This window comes from Paraburkholderia sp. SARCC-3016 (genome assembly GCF_031119615.1).
Taxonomy (GTDB): Bacteria; Pseudomonadota; Gammaproteobacteria; order Burkholderiales; family Burkholderiaceae; genus Paraburkholderia.
Map to the genome: position 1 here is coordinate 72,988 of NZ_JAVHZD010000011.1, position 17,558 is coordinate 90,545.

General features: G+C 62.6%; 15 protein-coding genes. 8 read left to right on the forward strand and 7 right to left on the reverse strand.

What is annotated here, in order from left to right; genetic code table 11:
* Positions 1–263 precede the first annotated feature (263 nt).
* A complete protein-coding gene (yghU, locus tag QYH69_RS13045; protein ID WP_308832278.1) occupies positions 264–1,139 on the reverse strand; it encodes a glutathione-dependent disulfide-bond oxidoreductase in 876 nt (291 codons plus the stop codon).
* Between the two features lie 128 nt (positions 1,140–1,267).
* On the reverse strand, positions 1,268–1,942 hold the full coding sequence (locus QYH69_RS13050) for a dihydrofolate reductase family protein (RefSeq protein ID WP_308832279.1): 675 nt from the start codon (positions 1,940–1,942) through the stop codon (positions 1,268–1,270).
* A 168-nt stretch (positions 1,943–2,110) separates the two neighbouring features.
* On the opposite strand from QYH69_RS13050, the gene QYH69_RS13055 reads away from it, so the two are divergent.
* Positions 2,111–2,680, forward strand: coding sequence for a TetR/AcrR family transcriptional regulator (locus QYH69_RS13055; RefSeq protein WP_075159970.1), 570 nt, complete (start codon positions 2,111–2,113; stop codon positions 2,678–2,680).
* A 66-nt stretch (positions 2,681–2,746) separates the two neighbouring features.
* On the opposite strand, the gene QYH69_RS13060 is transcribed toward QYH69_RS13055, so the two are convergent.
* The 3 genes from QYH69_RS13060 to QYH69_RS13070 are packed head-to-tail and all read right to left on the reverse strand — an operon-like array spanning position 2,747 to position 8,741.
* On the reverse strand, positions 2,747–4,270 hold the full coding sequence (locus tag QYH69_RS13060; RefSeq protein WP_374992401.1) for an efflux transporter outer membrane subunit: 1,524 nt from the start codon (positions 4,268–4,270) through the stop codon (positions 2,747–2,749).
* A 47-nt stretch (positions 4,271–4,317) separates the two neighbouring features.
* Positions 4,318–7,464: a multidrug efflux RND transporter permease subunit gene (locus QYH69_RS13065; RefSeq protein ID WP_308832280.1), complete on the reverse strand. Its 3,147-nt coding sequence runs from the start codon at positions 7,462–7,464 to the stop codon at positions 4,318–4,320.
* Positions 7,465–7,487: 23 nt separating this feature from the next.
* Entirely contained in the window at positions 7,488–8,741 is a 1,254-nt protein-coding gene (locus QYH69_RS13070; protein WP_308832281.1) for an efflux RND transporter periplasmic adaptor subunit, read from the reverse strand.
* Positions 8,742–9,300: 559 nt separating this feature from the next.
* On the opposite strand from QYH69_RS13070, the gene QYH69_RS13075 reads away from it, so the two are divergent.
* The 6 genes from QYH69_RS13075 to QYH69_RS13100 all read left to right on the forward strand — a co-directional run bounded on the left by QYH69_RS13075 (position 9,301) and on the right by QYH69_RS13100 (position 13,513).
* Positions 9,301–9,720, forward strand: a complete 420-nt coding sequence (locus QYH69_RS13075) for a VOC family protein (protein ID WP_308832282.1) — start codon at positions 9,301–9,303, stop codon at positions 9,718–9,720.
* 1 nt (position 9,721) lies between these two features.
* Entirely contained in the window at positions 9,722–10,630 is a 909-nt protein-coding gene (locus QYH69_RS13080; RefSeq protein ID WP_308832283.1) for an RNA polymerase sigma-70 factor, read from the forward strand.
* Positions 10,631–10,901: 271 nt separating this feature from the next.
* A complete protein-coding gene (locus QYH69_RS13085; protein WP_308832284.1) occupies positions 10,902–11,381 on the forward strand; it encodes a carboxymuconolactone decarboxylase family protein in 480 nt (159 codons plus the stop codon).
* An 86-nt stretch (positions 11,382–11,467) separates the two neighbouring features.
* A complete protein-coding gene (locus tag QYH69_RS13090) occupies positions 11,468–11,878 on the forward strand; it encodes a cupin domain-containing protein (RefSeq protein WP_308832285.1) in 411 nt (136 codons plus the stop codon).
* 105 nt (positions 11,879–11,983) lie between these two features.
* Complete coding sequence (locus QYH69_RS13095; protein WP_308832286.1) at positions 11,984–13,024, forward strand: LysR family transcriptional regulator; 1,041 nt, start codon at positions 11,984–11,986, stop codon at positions 13,022–13,024.
* A gap of 78 nt (positions 13,025–13,102) precedes the next feature.
* Positions 13,103–13,513 carry a DUF3331 domain-containing protein gene (locus QYH69_RS13100; protein WP_308832287.1) on the forward strand — a complete coding sequence of 137 codons (411 nt, stop codon included), beginning with the start codon at positions 13,103–13,105 and terminating at the stop codon, positions 13,511–13,513.
* A gap of 49 nt (positions 13,514–13,562) precedes the next feature.
* On the opposite strand, the gene QYH69_RS13105 is transcribed toward QYH69_RS13100, so the two are convergent.
* On the reverse strand, positions 13,563–13,847 hold the full coding sequence (locus tag QYH69_RS13105) for a hypothetical protein (protein WP_308832288.1): 285 nt from the start codon (positions 13,845–13,847) through the stop codon (positions 13,563–13,565).
* A gap of 120 nt (positions 13,848–13,967) precedes the next feature.
* On the opposite strand from QYH69_RS13105, the gene QYH69_RS13110 reads away from it, so the two are divergent.
* On the forward strand, positions 13,968–14,918 hold the full coding sequence (locus QYH69_RS13110) for an NADP-dependent oxidoreductase (RefSeq protein ID WP_308832289.1): 951 nt from the start codon (positions 13,968–13,970) through the stop codon (positions 14,916–14,918).
* A gap of 54 nt (positions 14,919–14,972) precedes the next feature.
* Here QYH69_RS13110 and QYH69_RS13115 read toward each other — a convergent pair whose 3' ends face one another.
* Positions 14,973–17,420 (reverse strand): glucose/quinate/shikimate family membrane-bound PQQ-dependent dehydrogenase, encoded by a 2,448-nt coding sequence (locus tag QYH69_RS13115; RefSeq protein ID WP_374992402.1) that lies wholly within the window; start codon positions 17,418–17,420, stop codon positions 14,973–14,975.
* Positions 17,421–17,558 lie beyond the last annotated feature (138 nt).

Consider the following 17,558-nt stretch of genomic DNA (forward strand, 5'->3'; position numbering starts at 1 on the left):
GACGTATCAGCGCTTCGGGACTTCGACGCGTCGCTGACGAGCGGGCGGCGCTTCGTGGAACTGCAGCTTTAAACCGGAGCAATGCCGGAAAGAGCGAGGGATAGTGCAAGGATGGAAGCGAGGGCGTCGCGGTGCTGTTTGTTCATCGCGACTGCGGCGCCGACGCAGCGTTTGCGAATGTGTGCAGTGACAGTGGCAATGCAATGGCGCCTGCTTCGAATGCCATTGCATTGCGCGAGATCGAGCGAGCGGGCGTGAGCGCTTTACCGTTGCACCGACAACTTGTCTTGCGTGCGCGTTCCGAAGTCGGAAGCGTCGTGACGCTCGTGCAGTTGACTCGAAGGATCGCCCGAGATGCGGTTGACCATGCGCCCGCGCTGCACGGCCGGACGCCGGTCGATTGCATCGGCCCAGCGCTGCACGTGTTTATAGTCGCTCGCCGAAAGGAATTCGGCAGCATCGTAAAGCCGGTTTTTAACGAGTCCGCCATACCAAGGCCAGATCGCGATATCGGCAATCGTGTATTCGCTGCCGGCCATGTATTCGTTTTCTGCGAGGCGTTTGTCCAGCACATCGAGCAGTCGCTTCGTTTCCATCGTGAAGCGATCGATCGGGTATTCCATCTTCGACGGCGCGTATGCATAGAAATGGCCGAAACCGCCGCCCACATACGGCGCACTGCCTACCTGCCAGAAAAGCCACGACATGCACTCGGCCCGTCCGGCCGCGTCTTTCGGCAGAAACTCGCCGAATTTCTCAGCCAGATGCAGCAAGATTGCGCCGGATTCGAATACACGCACGGGCGCCGGGCCGCTGCGATCGACAAGCGCCGGAATCTTCGAATTCGGATTGATATCGACAAAGCCGCTGCCGAACTGATCGCCGTCGTTGATCCTGATAAGCCACGCATCGTACTCGGCGCCGCGATGACCGCGTGCAAGCAGTTCCTCGAGCATCACCGTGACCTTGACGCCGTTCGGTGTGCCTTGCGAGTAGAGCTGGAGCGGATGCTTGCCGACCGGCAACGGCTTGTCGTGCGTCGATCCGGAGACGGGGCGATTGATACTCGAGAAATGACCGCCGTTCTCCCTGGACCATGTCCAGACCTTCGGCGGCTCGTAATCGGATGATGGGGGCATTGTTTAAAGTCTCCTTGCTGCTACGTCGATGCAGGTACGTCGATCAAGCTTATCAAATCGCTGGATAACACGCTGAAAGCCAATAAAGTGCGAACGGGATTTGCCGGAATGCGCTTCGTCGGACCGGATCACGCCTTGCGGCCGTAGCGGAGCCAGACGACATCGTTATCGAGCCGCTCGACTGAATCGAGCCGCAAATACGCGGGCTTTTTCCATTTTTCCATCGACACTTCGAACGAGGACGTATGGGCCTCGCGGCCGTCGACGAGCGGGATGACGAGCACGCTCACTTCATCGGCGAGCCCCGCATTGACGAAGGCGCCGGATACATGGCCGCCGCCTTCGACGATCAGCTTTCGTATCTTCAGCTCGCGCTCGAGCGTATCGACGACGCGCTTCAGTTCGATATCGCCGCTGCCGCCGAACAGATACGACGCGCCGATCGACTGCAGGTGCGCAAGATAATCGTCGTGCACGTTTTCGGAGAGCACTTCGACGATATGCGAATCGAGCGCGGTGTCGCTTTTCCATGCAACACGTCCGTTTGGATCGATCGAGATCGCATATTGGGTCGCATCGCGTCTGACGAAACGGTCGGTGCGCGCGATCGGCTGCTTTGCCAGACCGCGTGGATAGTCGCTGCCGTGTGAAATCTCCTGCATCGTCACGCGGCCGCAGGCCCACGCGTCGGCCTTGAAGCTTGCGGCTGTTTCTTCGTAGCAGGGGCCTGCAAAGTCGAGATGCCAGCCATCGGTAAGGCTGCGGCCGTCGAGCGACGACATCATGTGACAGACGATATGCATGGTTTCTCCAGATAAGCCATTCAATGGGGGGTGGTATTCAGCTACTGGGGCTCAACACAGAGCAGAACCATGCTTTCGCAATTACTATGCCGCGCAGATTGGATGGTGTATATAATCTAAGCAACCGGAGCACCGGGAATCCGGAGCTTTGTTTGGAGATTGCAGGCAATGAGAAAGTCAAGACTGGAGACCGCTGAAACGCGGCAGCGGATCGTTGAAGCGGCGTCGGGAAAATTCCGTTTGCAGGGCATCGGCAACACGGGCCTTGCCGACTTCATGGGCGAAGCCGGACTTACGCACGGTGGCTTTTACAAGCACTTCTCGTCAAAGGACCAGGTCGTGCAGGAATCGGTCGCGCTTGCCGCCGATGCGCTGCAGGAAACGCTTGAATCCGCGTTGCAGGCCACACCCGCGAATCGCGGCGTCAAGGCGATTGTCGATCGCTATCTATCGCCCGAACACCTCGAAAACGTCGTAGACGGCTGTCCGTTCGTCGCGCTGTCGGGCGAACTCGCGCGCGGCACGGAAGAAGTTCGTCAGGTTGCGACCCGTTCGCTCGTCGACCTTGCCGAGCTGATCGCCTCCCAGTTGACCGACATGCCGGCAGCCGCGGCGCGAAAGAAAGCATGGGTCATGTTGTCGACGATGATCGGCGCGATGAGCGTTGCGCGCATGGTGAACGATGAAGCGCTGTCCGCATCGATTTTGCGCGAGGCGCGCAAGTCGCTGATCTCGTGAAGCATAGGCAAAGGGGCTTCGAAGATTCGAAGCCTCTTTGCCGTGGGGTTGAGCGCGCCGTGAACGTTAGTGCGCGGGATCGGACTTTTTAGCGCCGTCGCCGCTTGCGATCTGCGGCACCGCATCGACTTTCCACCCGCCGCCGAGCGCGCGGAACGTCGTGACGGCCGCGCGTGCCGCGTCGGCCCGTGTGCCGTCGAGGTCGTCGCGTGCGAACAGCAATTCGCGGTCGGCGTCGAGCACGTCGGTCAGCGTGATGGCGCCTGCCTTGTAGGCGCGCTCTGAAAGATCGCGAGACTTCGTCAGCGCCGCGACTTCGTCTTCGAGTTCGTGACGGCGCGCTTCGGTCTGCGATAGCGCGGTAAACGCGTTCTCGACATCTTCCGCCGCTTTCAACACCGTTTGGCGATACTGCGCGAGCGCTTGCGCATTTGCGCCGCGTGCGTCGGCGACTTCGGCGTCGACCTTGCCGAAGTCGAACAGGCGCCAGCGCAATCCGCCTGTCACCGCGGGCTGGAATGCACGCGACGTGAACAGATCGCCTGACGTGATGCTGTCGACGCCAAGCAATCCGGAGATCGAAATCTTCGGGTAATAGTCGGAAAGCGCTGCGCCGATCCGTTCATTCGATGCCGCAAGACGCCGTTCCGCGGCGATGACGTCGGGCCGGCGGCGCAGCACGTCGACCGGCTGGCTGCTGTCGTCGATCGACGGAATGTCCGGAATCCCGGCGGGCTCCGACAGTTCTTTCGCATAGGTGCCGGGCTGCGCACCCATCAGCACGTCGAGGCGGTTCAACTGCGCTTCGAGCTGAATACGCAGCGTCGGCACGATCGTTCGGGCCTGCTTCAGCAGCGCATCGGCCTGCGCGATTTCGCGTTCGGTCGCCGCGCCCGCGCGACGGCGCACACGCACGAGTTCGAGCAGACGCGTATCGGTGTCGATCTGATCCTGCGCGACCGCAAGGCGTGCCTGAAAGCCGCGGATTTGCATATAGGCATCGGCCGCATCGGCCGCGACGGTCACGCGTGTGCCGAGCTGCTCCGCTTCGGCGGCTTGCGCCTCGTTTCGCGCGGCCGCGGCGTCGCGCCGCAAACCACCGAACAGATCGATTTCCCAGCTCGCCGCGGCCGCGACCGTATATTCGCGCTGATCGCGCGAGTAGCCGGGGAACGTCTTCGCGAGCGAGCCGAACGGACTCACGGTGCTTTGATGCTCGATCGATGCCGCCGCGTCGAGGTCGACGGTCGGCAGCAGTTGCGCGCCTGCGGCCGACGCGGTGGCACGGGCCTGCTGCACGCGTGCGATCGACGCCGCGAGATCGAGGTTCTGCGCAAGTGCTCGCTGGACAATCGTGACAAGCATGGGATCGTTGAAGCCGGTCCACCAGATATCGAGCGGCGGGGCGGCGGTTCTCGCCTGCTGGTCGGTCTGGATCCTGTTGTGGAACGGCGCGAGATTTTCGGTCGGCTTCACATAGTCGGGTCCGACGGCGCAGCCCGACAGTACCGCGGCAAGCATCAACGCAGGTGCGATGCCGCCGGCACGGCGCGGCCGGAAACGCGACGGCGGCGATGTTTCGGAACGCATCGTTTCCAAAGCACGCGACGGCCTCGCGTCAAAGAAATCGAAAGCCATCACGTGCGCTCCTTGCGGCCGAATTTTCGAATGAAGACATAGAACGCCGGGGTAAACAGCAGGCCGAAGCCGGTCACGCCGAGCATGCCGAACAGGACAGCCGTGCCGAGCGACTGCCGCATTTCCGCGCCCGCACCGGTCGCGACTGCGAGCGGTGCGACGCCCAGAATGAACGCGAACGACGTCATCAGGATCGGGCGCAGGCGCGTACGGGCCGCATGCACGGCGGCATTCACCGCCGTGTCGCCTTCGTCCTGCTTTTGCCGTGCGAACTCGACGATCAGAATCGCGTTCTTTGCCGCAAGACCGACGAGCACGACGAAGCCGATCTGCGCGAGGATGTCGATTGGCATGCCGCGAATCGCAAGGCCCGTCACCGACGCGAGAATGCACATCGGCACGATCAGCACGATCGAGAGCGGCAGCTTCCAGCTTTCGTACTGAGCGACGAGCACGAGGAACACGAACAGCGCAGCGGCGCCGAATACGAGCAGCGTCGGCGTGCCGCGTTGCTGCTGCTGGTACGCGAGTTCGGTCCACTCGAAGCCGATCCCTTGCGGCAGGACCTGGTGCGCCAGTTCTTCCATCCGGTGCAATGCCGTGCCGGTTGCAACGCCCGGCGCAGCCACACCTTGCACTTCTGCGGCGGGGTACAGGTTGTAGCGCGGCACGCGGTACGGAATCGTGCGCGTTTCCATCTTCGCGACCGTGCCGATCGGCACCATCTCACCAGCCTGGTTGCGCGCCTTCAGCCGCGTAATGTCCGACGCGTCGCGCCGGTACTGGCCGTCGCCCTGCACGATGACTTCGTACGTGCGGCCCAGATAGTTGAAGTCGTTCACGTACTGCGAGCCGAGGTATACCTGCAACGTGGAGAACACGTCGGTCGGCGTGAGGCCGACTTTCTCCGCCTTCACGCGGTCGATATCCGCGAATACCGAAGGCGACCCGGCGTTGAACAGCGTGAATACGCCCGCAAAATCGGGGTCTTTGTTCGCCGCGGCGACGAGATCCCTGGCTGCGTGCACGAGTGCGTCGGGACCGAGGCCCGCGCGGTCTTCGAGCATCATCTTGAAGCCGCCCGCATTGCCGATGCCTTGCACGGGCGGCGGGGGAATCGTCAGCACGTAGGCATCCTTGATGACCGAGAGGCGCTTGCGCAGATCCGCGAGCACGCCGTCCGCGGTCAGGCCCGGTATCTCGTGGTTGTAAAGCGACGGCAAGCCGGAAAAGATCGTTCCCGAATTCGAGGCGACCGTCAGCGTGGTCGCGTCGAGCCCGACAAACGGTGCGACGTGCTCGATGCCGCGCGTCGACAGGATGATGTCCGTTGCGCTGCGCACCACCTTCTCGGTGCGCTCGAGCGATGCGCCGGGCGGCAATTGCACGACGGTAATCAGATAGCCCTGGTCCTGCTCCGGAATAAACCCGGTCGGCGTATGCGCGAACTCCAGTGCGGCTACGCCGATCAGCGCGACGTAAACCGCAAGCATCACCGTGAGGCCGCGAACCAGGCGGCGCGTGAGCTTGCCGTAGCCGGAGGACAGCTTTTCAAAGCCGTGATTGAACCGTGTAAAACCGGCGTACAGCAGGCGCGAAACAGCGTTGCCGCGCTGCTCGCCACCGGTTTCATGCGGCGCACGCTGCTTGAACAGCACCGCGCACAGCGCAGGGCTCAACGTAAGCGAGACGAAGCACGAAATGACCGTCGATGCCGCGATCGTCACCGCAAACTGGCGGAAGAACAGCCCCGAAATGCCGCTGAGGAACGCGGACGGAACGAACACCGCGCAAAGCGTCAGCGCGATCGACAGCAATGCGCCGCCCACTTCGTCCATGGTCCGGTGCGCGGCTTCGGTCGGCGACATGCCCGCGTGCATATTGCGCTCGACGTTCTCGACCACCACGATCGCATCGTCGACCACGATACCCACCGCCAGCACGAGCCCGAATAGCGACAGGTTGTTGAGCGAAATGCCGAACGTGGCAAGCACGATAAACGAGCCGAGCAACGAAACCGGAATCGCAACCACGGGAATGATCGTCGCGCGCCAGTTCTGCAGGAATACGAACACGACGCCCACCACGAGCAGAATCGCGACGAAGATCGTGACGACCACTTCGTGGACCGATTTGCCGATGAAGATCGTCGGGTCATAGATGATCTTGTACTCGACGCCGGGTGGGAAGTCTTTGCTGAGGCCGCGCATCGTCGACAGCACTTCCTTCTCGACCGCGAGAGAATTCGCACCCGGTTCCGCGTAGATCAGCATCGTGGCCGCCTGGTTGCGGTCCATGAACGCGGTCGAACCGTAGTCGGCCGCGCCCACTTCGACGCGGGCGATATCGCGGATGCGCGTCACGCGCCCCTGCGGGTCCGATTTCACGACGATGTCGCCGAATTCATCGGGCGACGACAGGCGGCCGAGCGCTTCGACGTTGATCTGATAGGCGGCGTCGCTTTTCGCCGGCGGCTGGTTCAGCACGCCGGCCGACACTTGCAGATTCTGTGCGCGCAGCGCGGCGAGCACTTCGCTGGCCGTCAGATTGCTGGCGGCGACCTTGTCGGGATCGACCCAGATACGCATCGCGTACTCGCGGCCGCCGATGAACTGTACGTCGCCGACGCCTTGCAGGCGCGCGAGTTCGTCCTTCACGTGCAGCGTCGCATAGTTCGACAGATACAGTGTGTCGCGCGTTTTATCGGGCGAATCGAGGTGGACGGCGAGCAGAATGCTCGGCGTCGATTTTCTGACCTGCACGCCGAGGCGCTGCACGTCGTCGGGCAGGCGCGGCAGCGCATCCTGCACCCGGTTTTGCGTGAGCATCTGCGCAACGTTCAGGTCGGTGCCGATGCGAAACGTCACGGTCACGGTCAGCTTGCCGTCGCCGGTCGACTGGCTGCTCATATAGAGCATGTTTTCGACACCGTTGATCTGCTGTTCGAGCGGTGTCGCAACGGTACGCGCAATCGTCTCGGCCGACGCGCCCGGATAAGTCGTCGTCACCTGTACGGTAGGCGGAACGATTTCCGGATACTGCGCGACCGGCAAGACGAACATTGCACCGAGGCCGATCAAGGTCAGGAAGGCGCTGACCACCGTCGCAAAGCGCGGGCGGTCGATAAAGAAATGGGCAATACGCATGGCTTCGTCCGGTCCTTCCCGCCTTACTGGCCTTGCGTGGCCGCATAACGAAGCGTGCCGTCACGCGTCGCCACCCTGGCGCCGGGCGCCGCGAACGGCAGGCCGTCCACGATCACGCGATCGTCGGCATTCAGGCCCGAGCGGATCACGCGCAGGCCGCCGCGCATATCGCCTACCTGCACCTGCTTCGGCACGACCGTGCCGTCAGCTGCGACCGTCAGCACAATATGCTCGGACTGGTCGGGCAGCACGGACGCATCGGGAATCAGCAGCGTCGGCACCGGCCGCGCGACCGCGAGGCGTACGCGCGCAAATTCGCCCGGCGTGAGGCGCAGGTCCGGGTTCGCCACCGTCGCTCGCGCGTGAATCGTGCCGCTCGAGCGGTCGAGCACGTTGTCGACGAAGTCGAGCGTGCCCTGCCGCTTCAACACGGTGTCGTTGCCGTTACCCGATGTCAGTTCGACCCTGTTCGCAAGCGGGCTCTTCAAATCGCCGCGGTAGTGCGAAAACGTCTGGAAATCGGCCTCGCTCATATCGAAATCGAGGTAGATCGGATCGAGCGACACGATGGTCGCCAGTAGCGTGGTCGGGCTCGTCGCCGCGCGGCTGCCGGCGATCAGGTTACCGATCGAAACGAGGTGCCGGCCGATGCGGCCCGTAAACGGCGCGGAGATCCTGCAATGATCGAGGTCGAAGCGCGCGTCGCGAATCTGTGCCTGCGCATCGTCGATCGCGGCCTGCGAGGCGCTCAGGTCGGATGTGCGTTGCTGCACGTTTTCGACCGTACCCGCGTCGTTGCGCTCGAGTTCCTGTGCGCGGCGCAGCTCCTGCTCCGCGAGCACGCGCTTCGCCGTCGCATTCTCGAGCTGGGCCTTTGCCTGTGCAAGCCTGATTTCGTAAGGCACCGGATCGATCGAGAACAGCAGATCGCCCTTATGAACGATGTCGCCGTCCTTGAAGTAGATGCCGGTGAGCGTGCCGCCCACCTGCGCGCGCAGCTCGACCTGATCGACCGCCGAGAATTGCCCGAGAAAGCCCAGACGCGTATCGAGGTTTTCGACGAGTGGCTTGCTCACGGTCACTTGCGGTGGCGCCGCGGGTTTTGCATTCGCAGCCAGAGCTTTGCTCTCGCGGTGCTGGTAAAACCACCAGCCGCCACCGATGACGGCCATGACGACGAGCACCCCAACCCAGCTCCCGACCGGCGATCGCTTGCGCGTGTGCAGTGCATCGCGCTCTTTGACCTGATCGTCTTGCAGTTCCGTTTCCGTATCCACTTGCAGGCATCCCAGACTTGTTTGACGTGCGATATGAGATCGTGTTTCTTATAGATGTTGAATACACTCTAAGGTCATGAAAGATTGCATGCGTAATCTAAATGGTCAAGTCAAAACTGGTTGCTATTGACGATGACGCCGATCGCCAGGCGCGGGCGCATCGGTCCGGCTTAGGTTTGCGCGATTGTTCACGCTTGCCGGTAAGTGAATTCAGGCAGGCCCCGTATATCGACGCAGGTCGATGCGCTAACCTTCGTGGTGCAGCAGAAGGACGGCTCCCTCCATACCTCGGCCTTTTGTTGTTGCGTTTGTTTGTCGCTTTGTAGACTACGCACGAGCTCCGCTCGTGCGTTTTTTTTGGCGGGGCGTTTCAGCCGTTTTAAGGCGTGAGCGCCTTGTGGGGCGCAGGTTGCGGCGAGATTTCACCCGGCTGCAACCAAATCGGGCTATCCTCATCGTTGTCATCCAACGTCGAACGCCCATCATTGCGCCCGTCCGGTGCGCAGACCTCCTCATTCGAACCATTCGAAGGCGTCGACAAGCCCTCGCAGGAGCCGTCATGCTTGCCCTGGAAGTCGTTTCGCTGCCGGTCGCCGATGTCGACCGCGCCCTTGCGTTCTATACGCAGAAGGTCGGATTCAAGCTGGACGTCGACTACCATCCCACGCCCGCGTTCCGGGTCGCGCAGCTCACGCCGCCAGGCTCGTCGTGCTCGGTGCAACTGGTGGCGGCCGATTCCGCGGCGCGCTTGCGTAACCTGTATCTGGTCACGCCAGACCTTGCGGCCGAGCGCGCCGCGCTGATCGGGCGTGGCGTAGCGGTTAGCGAGTGCCGGCACAAGGCGCCGATCGATACATGGGAGGGCGGCTTTAGCGCCGGGCTCGACGCCAAGCGTCGCGATTATGCGAGCTTTGCCGATTTCGAAGACCTCGACGGCAATACGTGGACGCTGCAGGAGCGCGGTTACCGCGCACCGTGATATGGAAGACAGCCTCCACGTCTTTGACCGGCTTCGCCCGCGCTTGCAAAAAATGGCGTACCGGATGCTCGGATCGGTCGCCGAAGCCGAAGATATCGTGCAAGAGGTCTGGCTGCGCTGGCATGCGGCCGCGCACGACACGATCGACAACGCGGAGGCATGGCTCGTCGCCGTGACGACTCGCATGTCGATCGATCGCCTGCGCGCGGCGAAGATTCAGCGCGAACAGTATGCAGGTATCTGGCTGCCCGAACCGCTTCTAACCGAATCGCCGGCTACGCCCGAGGAAGTCAAGGAACGCGCGGACGATGTGTCCGTTGCATTTCTTTTGCTGCTCGAACGCCTTACTCCGGAGGCACGCGCGGCGTTCTTGCTGCGCGAGGTGCTCGACGTCGATTATGACGAGGTGGCCGAAGTGCTCGGCAAGACGGAAGCGGCCTGCCGTCAACTCGTGAGCCGTGCGAAAGCGCAACTGCGCGACGGGCGGCCGCGTTACGAGGTGTCGCGCGAGACGCATCGGCGCTTGCTGCAGAGCTTCACGGTAGCAGTGGAGCGCGGCGACTTCGCCGGCATCCATGCATTGCTCGCGGAAGAAGCGATGCTATACGGCGATGGCGGCGGCAAGGTGCCAAGCTTCCCGGAGCCGATGCTCGGCGGCAAGCGCATTGCGCAGCTTTTCTATGCGTCGGCGCTGCGTTACCGTAGCGACGTTCGTTTCAGGCTTGTCGAGCTTGGCGGGCAGTGGGCGCTATTGCGCTATCTCGACGGTCAGCTCGAATCGGCGATCTCGATCGAAACGGACGGCAACCAGATTGTCTGTCTCCTCGTTCAGCGCAATCCCAACAAGCTCACGTTCATTGCAAAAGCGCACGGTATGCCTCCCGGGCGCTTTGCGTCTTCCCAGAACTAAACTCGCGCCAGAGCGAGTGTCTGGTCTTTAGCGCGTGCGCATCGGGCTTGAGGCCGATGTTCGTCCGGCCTTTGTTCGCGCTCCGATCGATGCGCGATTGGTGTCCAGGCGGTGCCTGATTGGTGCCTCCGGGACAACGCCGTGAGTCCAATCGTCTATCTACCGCCGCGCGCGCGGCAACCCTACCATCGTCCTTGTCGCTCCGCCGCAGCGCATCAGGCTCGCGCTGCGCCCGGAGCCCATCGGCGCAATTTCATCAACGAGGTAGGCCATGTCCCAGCGCATCAACTATATTCAACAATCACCGGAGCTCTTTAAAAAGTACCTCGACTTCAGCATGCAGCTGAAGGAGTGCGGCATCGAGCAGGCGATTCTCGACTTTGTCTCGCTGCGCGCATCGCAAATGAACGGCTGCGGGTTTTGCTGCGATATGCACGCGAAGGAGGCGCGCATCCACGGCGAGCGCGAATTGCGGCTTCATCATGTCGCGATCTGGCGCGAGTCGACGCTGTTTTCGCCACGCGAGCGCGCCGCGCTTGCATGGACCGAGGTGCTGACGAAGCTGCCCGAGCATGGCGTGCCCGACGAGATCTACGAGCGTGTGCGCGGCCAGTTCTCGGAGAAGGAATTGTCGGACCTGACATACGCAGTGATGGCAATCAACGGCTGGAACCGCGCGAACGTCGCGTTCAGGACTGTGCCGGGTTCGGCGGACAAGGCATTCGGTCTCGACAAGGCGAATCTCGCCTGAGTGCCGGCACCGTTTTCCGTTGTCCCGCGCTTGTGCAGTTTTTATCGCGGCCCGCGGTTGCGGGCCGCATTCTTTTGGAGCCCATCATGTTCCGCTCGAAAATAACTGCGATGGTTTTGGTCTGCCTCTGCGCGCTGTCGCCGGCGGGCGTCGCGTATGCCGCGGCGCCCCAGGCAATCGTCACATCGCTGATGACGCAGCCGCTGCCCGACTACCCGGGCAAGGAGGGCCTTATGATCATGGTCGAATATCCGCCTGGCTCGGTCGACCCGGTACACCGGCACAACGCGCACGCGTTCGTCTATGTGCTCGAAGGATCGATCGTGATGCAGCTCAAGGGCGGCAAGGAAGTGACGTTGAAGCCGGGCCAGACGTTCTACGAAGGGCCGAATGACGTCCATACTGTGGGACGCAATGCGAGCCAGACACAGCCCGCGAGATTTATCGTGCTGCTGTTGAAGGACAAAGGCGCACCGGTTCTCGTGCCCGAGAAATAGATTCGGTCTACATAGCCGGGGGCCAGATAAAAATAAAGGCGGCCGTGTCACAAACGGTCGCGCTCATCCGTCTAGTCAGGTGTGGACTCAACTATTTGCGCTTCCATGTCAGACTATGCCCCCCGCCGATCCGTTAGCGGCGCCGACGATCCGTTTGCCAGCAGTTTCGCAACGAGCTATGCCGGCGTCGTATCTTTCCTTGCCGTTGCCGACGAAGGGAGTTTTGCCAGAGCAGGCGACCGCCTCGGCATCGGGCGTTCGTCGGTCAGCCGCAATGTGCAAAAGCTCGAGGCGCAACTCGATACGCGGCTCTTCCTTCGCACGACACGCAGCACATCGCTGACGCGCGAGGGCGAACTGTTCTACGAAAACTGCAGGCCCGGCGTCGAGCGCATCGTGCAGGCGCTCGACGAGATGCGCGAGTTGCGCAACGGGCCGCCGCGCGGGCAGTTGCGTATCTGTTCGACGCCCGGGTTCGGCCGCAAGATCGTCGCGCCGCTGTTGCGCGGTTTCCATGCTCAATTCCCCGGCATCACGCTCGAACTGCTGCTCAACGACCGCGTTTCGGACTTCACCGGCGATCGCATCGACGTCTCGTTTCGCGACGGGCGCATGGAAGACAGCGAAATCGTCGCGCGCAAGCTGATACCGATGCAGATGCTCGTATGCGCGTCGCGCGACTACGCGCGCGTGCACGGCTTGCCGAGCGAGATCGACGAACTGGCCAAACATCGCTGCATCAACTTCCGGACTGCGTCGGGCCGCGTAAGGGAATGGGAATTCAAGGCCGGCGGTGTCGCGCTGCGGCGCGTGCCCGTTGCGGTTCATACGTTCAACGATGCAGAGCTGATGCTGCAATCGGTGCTGGACGGGCAGGGTATCGCGCAGCTGCCCGCTTATCAGGTGTGCGATTTTTTTCGCGAAGGGCGCCTCGTCAGCTGTCTTGCGCAGTATGTACCGGACGACAGCGGCCACTATCTTTGCTATCCGAGCCGAAAACATCTCCCCGCGAGAATCCGAGTGTTCGTCGATTACATGATCGAGCACACGAGAAGGCTCGACCTCAATTGCGTGAGCGCAATGCCGGTACATCGGCAGACTTTCGCCGATGCTTCGGATGACGAGAGAATGGTCAATGCAGCTTAGTCAATGTGATAGTCAGTGCGACAGGCAACGTGATCGGCGCTGTCAATTTCGGCACAGCCGGCTTGCTGGGCAACGAGCATGAAACACATCGACCCCTGGTCGCACATTGTCAAACGGTTGCGCAGCCATCCTCACGATATCGGACATGCGATTCGCAAGGCGTCTTTTGCGTCACTCGATTTCGACGATCCGTTGCGCTGCGCCATGGCCAATATCATGTCGATCCGCAGGATCGAACGGCAGACCGAGTCGACCATACTCGTTTCGTGGAGCGACCCGACCTTGGGCCGGTATCAGGACCAGACATGGCGCGCGGGCTTTGCCCGAGTGGCCGGCGTATGCGGGTTGACCGGCATGCCGGTTCGCCGCGGCGACCCTGTGTTCAGGCCTGTCGTGCGTGGCGGATTCCGGCCGTTGAACGCACTCGACATGATTCTGGCCGACACGTTATTGCGCGCGAATGTGCGCATGGCCGATCCTTCTGCCTAGCGCCTGAGCGTGCGTTCTAGCGTGGCTTGGGAAACCTCGGAGAGAGCGCTTACTGGCTCGGCCCTGAGGCCGGTTCGCTCGCCGTCGTCGAAGGCGTGCTTACGGCAGGCGCTTGCTGCGTCTGTGCTCCTTGCCCTGCCGTTGCCGCCGAATCGCTCGTCGCATCGGCAGCCGCGCTCTGTCCGGGCGTCCCGCTCGGCCCCGCACTATTGCTCATCACGCCACTGCTGCCGGCGCTCAGGTTTTCGCCGGCCTTCTGATCCGCCTTATTGCATGCGGTGATGCCGAACATGAGCGCGGCCGCCGAGCATGCAACGCAAATGACCCGTTTCATCGTGTCTCCCCTTTGATGTGAGCCCACCGGCAACGAGCAGGGTTCATACCCGATTTCGCCATCGGAAAAGGAACATCGTTTGCGCGCTCACTTAAAACATTGCACCACTGGAGACGTTCAATGACAGCATCGACACCCGCATCAACCATGCGCGCCTATCGCATTCACCGCTTTGGCGGCGCGGACGCCGTGCAGCTCGAGTCGATTCCCGTTCCAGAACCAGCGCCGAACGAGGTCCTTGTGCAAGTGCTCGCCGCAGGCGTCAACCCGGTCGACGTAAAAACGCGCGAGGGGCGCTACCCGGCGATTCGCGAAGACGCGTTGCCTTTCACCCTCGGGCGCGATCTCGCCGGCACAGTGATGCGCGTCGGACGCGACGCCGTGCAGTGGCGCGCCGATCAGCACGTGTACGCCTTCGTCGGAGAGGGGCAGGGCGCGTTTGCGGACTTCGTAGTGGTCGACAGCGCCGCGCTTGCCGAGCCGCCGCGTTCGCTCGATATCGCCGCGGCCGGCGCAGTGCCGCTTGCCGCGTTGACGGCATGGCAAGGCCTCTTCGATCAGGGGCTGCTGGAAAAAGGCGAACGCGTACTCGTGCACGCGGCCGCGGGTGGCGTCGGCCATCTGGCCGTGCAGTTCGCACGCGAGAAGGGCGCCGAAGTCTACGCGACCGCATCGGGGGACGGCGTCGACTTTGTCCGCTCGCTTGGCGTCGACCACGTGATCGACCATAAACGCCAGCGTTTCGAAGACGTCGCACGCGATATGGATCTTGTGTTCGATCTCGTGGGCGGCGAGACGCAGTTGCGTTCGTGGCAGGCGGTCAAGCGCGGCGGCGCGCTCGTTTCAACGCTGACCGAGCCGTCGCAGACCGAAGCAGCCGCTCGCGGCGCGCGAGGCGTGCGCTACACCGCGCGGCCGGACGGATCGCAACTCGCGTCGATTGCGGCGCTGATCGACGAAGGCCGCGTGAAGGTGCGTGTTGCCGAACAGTTTGCGTTCGACGATCTGAAACAGGCGTTTGCGCGCATCGAAGCCGGTCACGTGCGCGGCAAACTGGTAGTGAAAGCATAGCGACGCCGAGGGCGGCCTCGTAGCCGTCATTGCATGTGCTGCTGCTTGCCTGTGTTACTGCTTGCCGGGCAATGCATAGGCAACCACGTAGTCGCCTAGCTTCGTTCCAAACGACCCATGTCCACCGGCTGCGATCACCACGAACTGTTTGCCGTTCGCCTCGTATGTCATCGGCGTGGCCTGTCCGCCGGCAGGCAAGCGTGCGCGCCATAGTTCGCGGCCCGTGTCGGTGCTGAACGCGCGCAGGTAGTTGTCAGCGGTGGCGCCGATAAAGAATACGTGGCCCGCGGTCGTCATCGGACCGCCCAGCATTGGCATGCCCATGCGAAACGGCAACGGCAGCGGCGAGCTGTCTCGCACCGTGCCGATGCGCTTTTTCCAGACGATCTGATTCGACGTCAGGTCGAGTGCCGCGACATAACCCCACGCCGGTTCCTTGCACGGCAGTCCGAGCGGCGACAGGAACGGATTCAGTGTCACGCCGAACGGCACGCCGTACTGAGGCTGGACGCCGACCTCGGTGCCGGTGCCGCTCTGGCCCGCTTCAGGCGGCTCCATCGGATTGTGCGGACCGCGTGGAATCAGCCTCGATACGAACGGCAACGCGATCGGGTTAGCGATAGCGATGCGCCGATCCGTATCGACTGCGAGCCCGCCCCATTCGAACATGCCGAGATTGCCCGGGAAAACGAGCGTGCCTTGCTCGGACGGCGGCGTAAACGGACCTTCGTAGCGCAGGCGATGAAACATCACGCGGCACACGAGCTGGTCGTACATCGTGGCGCCCCACATGTCGGCGCCGCGAAGATTTTGCGCGGGCCGGAACGTCAGCTGCGAATACGGCTGTGCCGGCGAGACATGATCGCCTTGCGCGGCGCCCTGCGGCACCGGCTCTTCCGGCGCGGGCACGATCAGCTTGCCGGTGCGGCGGTCGAGCACGAAGATGTTGCCCGTTTTCGCCGGTGCATAGATGGCCGGCACGATATTGCCGTGCGCGTCCTTGAGGTCGACGAGCGACGGTTGCGCGGGCAAGTCCATGTCCCATAGATCGTGGTGCACGGTTTGATAGAACCACGCGAGTTTGCCCGTCGACGCGTGCAGCGCGAGCAGACCGCTTGCATAACGCTCCATGTCCGGCGTGCGCCGGCCGCCCCAGATGTCGGGCGTGCTCACGCCCATCGGCAGATAGACGAGGTCGAGCTTCGGGTCGTAAGCGGCTGGCGCCCATGAGTTCGGGGAGTTCGGCACGAAGCTGTGCTGGTCGTCCGGTATCGCATTGGGCGCATGAGCGCCCGGGTCGAATACCCAGAGCAGCTTGCCGGTTTCGACGTCGAAGCCGCGGATGGCGCCGGACGGTTCGCTAACCGAAAAGTTGTCGGTCACCGAGCCCGCCACGACGATTACCTTATCCGTTACGACAGGCGGCGATGTCGGTTCATACGCGCCTGACGTTTTGACAGGTTCGAGGTGCTGAAGGTCGAGGTCGCCGTTATTGCCGAACGCTGCGCATCGCTGACCCGTCGCTGCATCGAGTTCAAAGAGATGGCCGTTGTTGACCGGCAAAATCACGCGCCGGGAGCACATCGGCAAAGCGGCTTGCGCTTGCGGTGTGGCCGATGCGCTCGCCGCGCGTGCGGCCGCGGTCTCGTGATACGACACGCCACGGCAGGTTACATGCTGAAAGCTCGGGTCCGTCTTGAGGCCCGGATCGAAGCGCCATTTTTCCTTGCCCGTCGCCGCATCGAGCGCGAACAGTTTCTGGTGCGGCGAACACAGATAAAGCATGCTGCCGACCTTGATCGGCGTAACCTCGTCGGTGATTTCCACCGGGTCGCTCTTTCCCTTGCGATCGCCGGTTTCGAAGGTCCACGCGACTTGTAGATTTTTCACGTTCTGCTCGTTGATCTGCGCTAGCGGTGAATAGCGCGTGCCGCCTTGCGTGCGACCGTAAGCGGGCCAGTCGCCCGCGCGCGGATCGGCGTCCGGCGTCGGCGACGCCTGTTCTGCGGCAAGCGTGCCGTTGATCTGCTGCGGATCGTTGTAAGCCGCATAGACGAGCACCGCTGCGCTCGCGATGAGACCGATGCCTATCACGAGCGCGGCCGGCATCACGGTGCCGACGAACTGCCGGCAGATAAACGGAAGCAGAAGCCAGACACCGAACACCACCAGCACATCGATGCGCGGCGCGAGCGCCCAGAAGTCGAACCCGGCCTCGGCGACGGCCCATGCGAGCGTGCCGAGCAGCAGCAGTCCGTACAGTGCGAGTGCCCATCGGTTGCGCCGGAAAACGAGCCATGCGACGGCGAGCATCGCGATACCCGCAGCGACGTAATACGGTGAGCCGCGCAGCGCGACAAGCCAGATGCCACCGACGAGCAGGTACAGGCCGGATAGTGCAGCGAAGAGTATGGTTAGCCAAAGGATCCAACGTGCCCCTCGTGGGACAGGTTTCCGGAGGGGGGCCCGCGTATTTCGCGGTTGCGGCGTTTCGGGCGTCATGGCAATGAATCTCGATCCGTTTCGTTCTTTTCAGTGTCGGCATCGGCCATGTAGTCGCGCAATGAAGCCTTGCGGCGCTGCATCGGGCCGGCGAGTAAAGAATTGCGTCGCACACTCCGTTCCCGGCGGGAAACATTA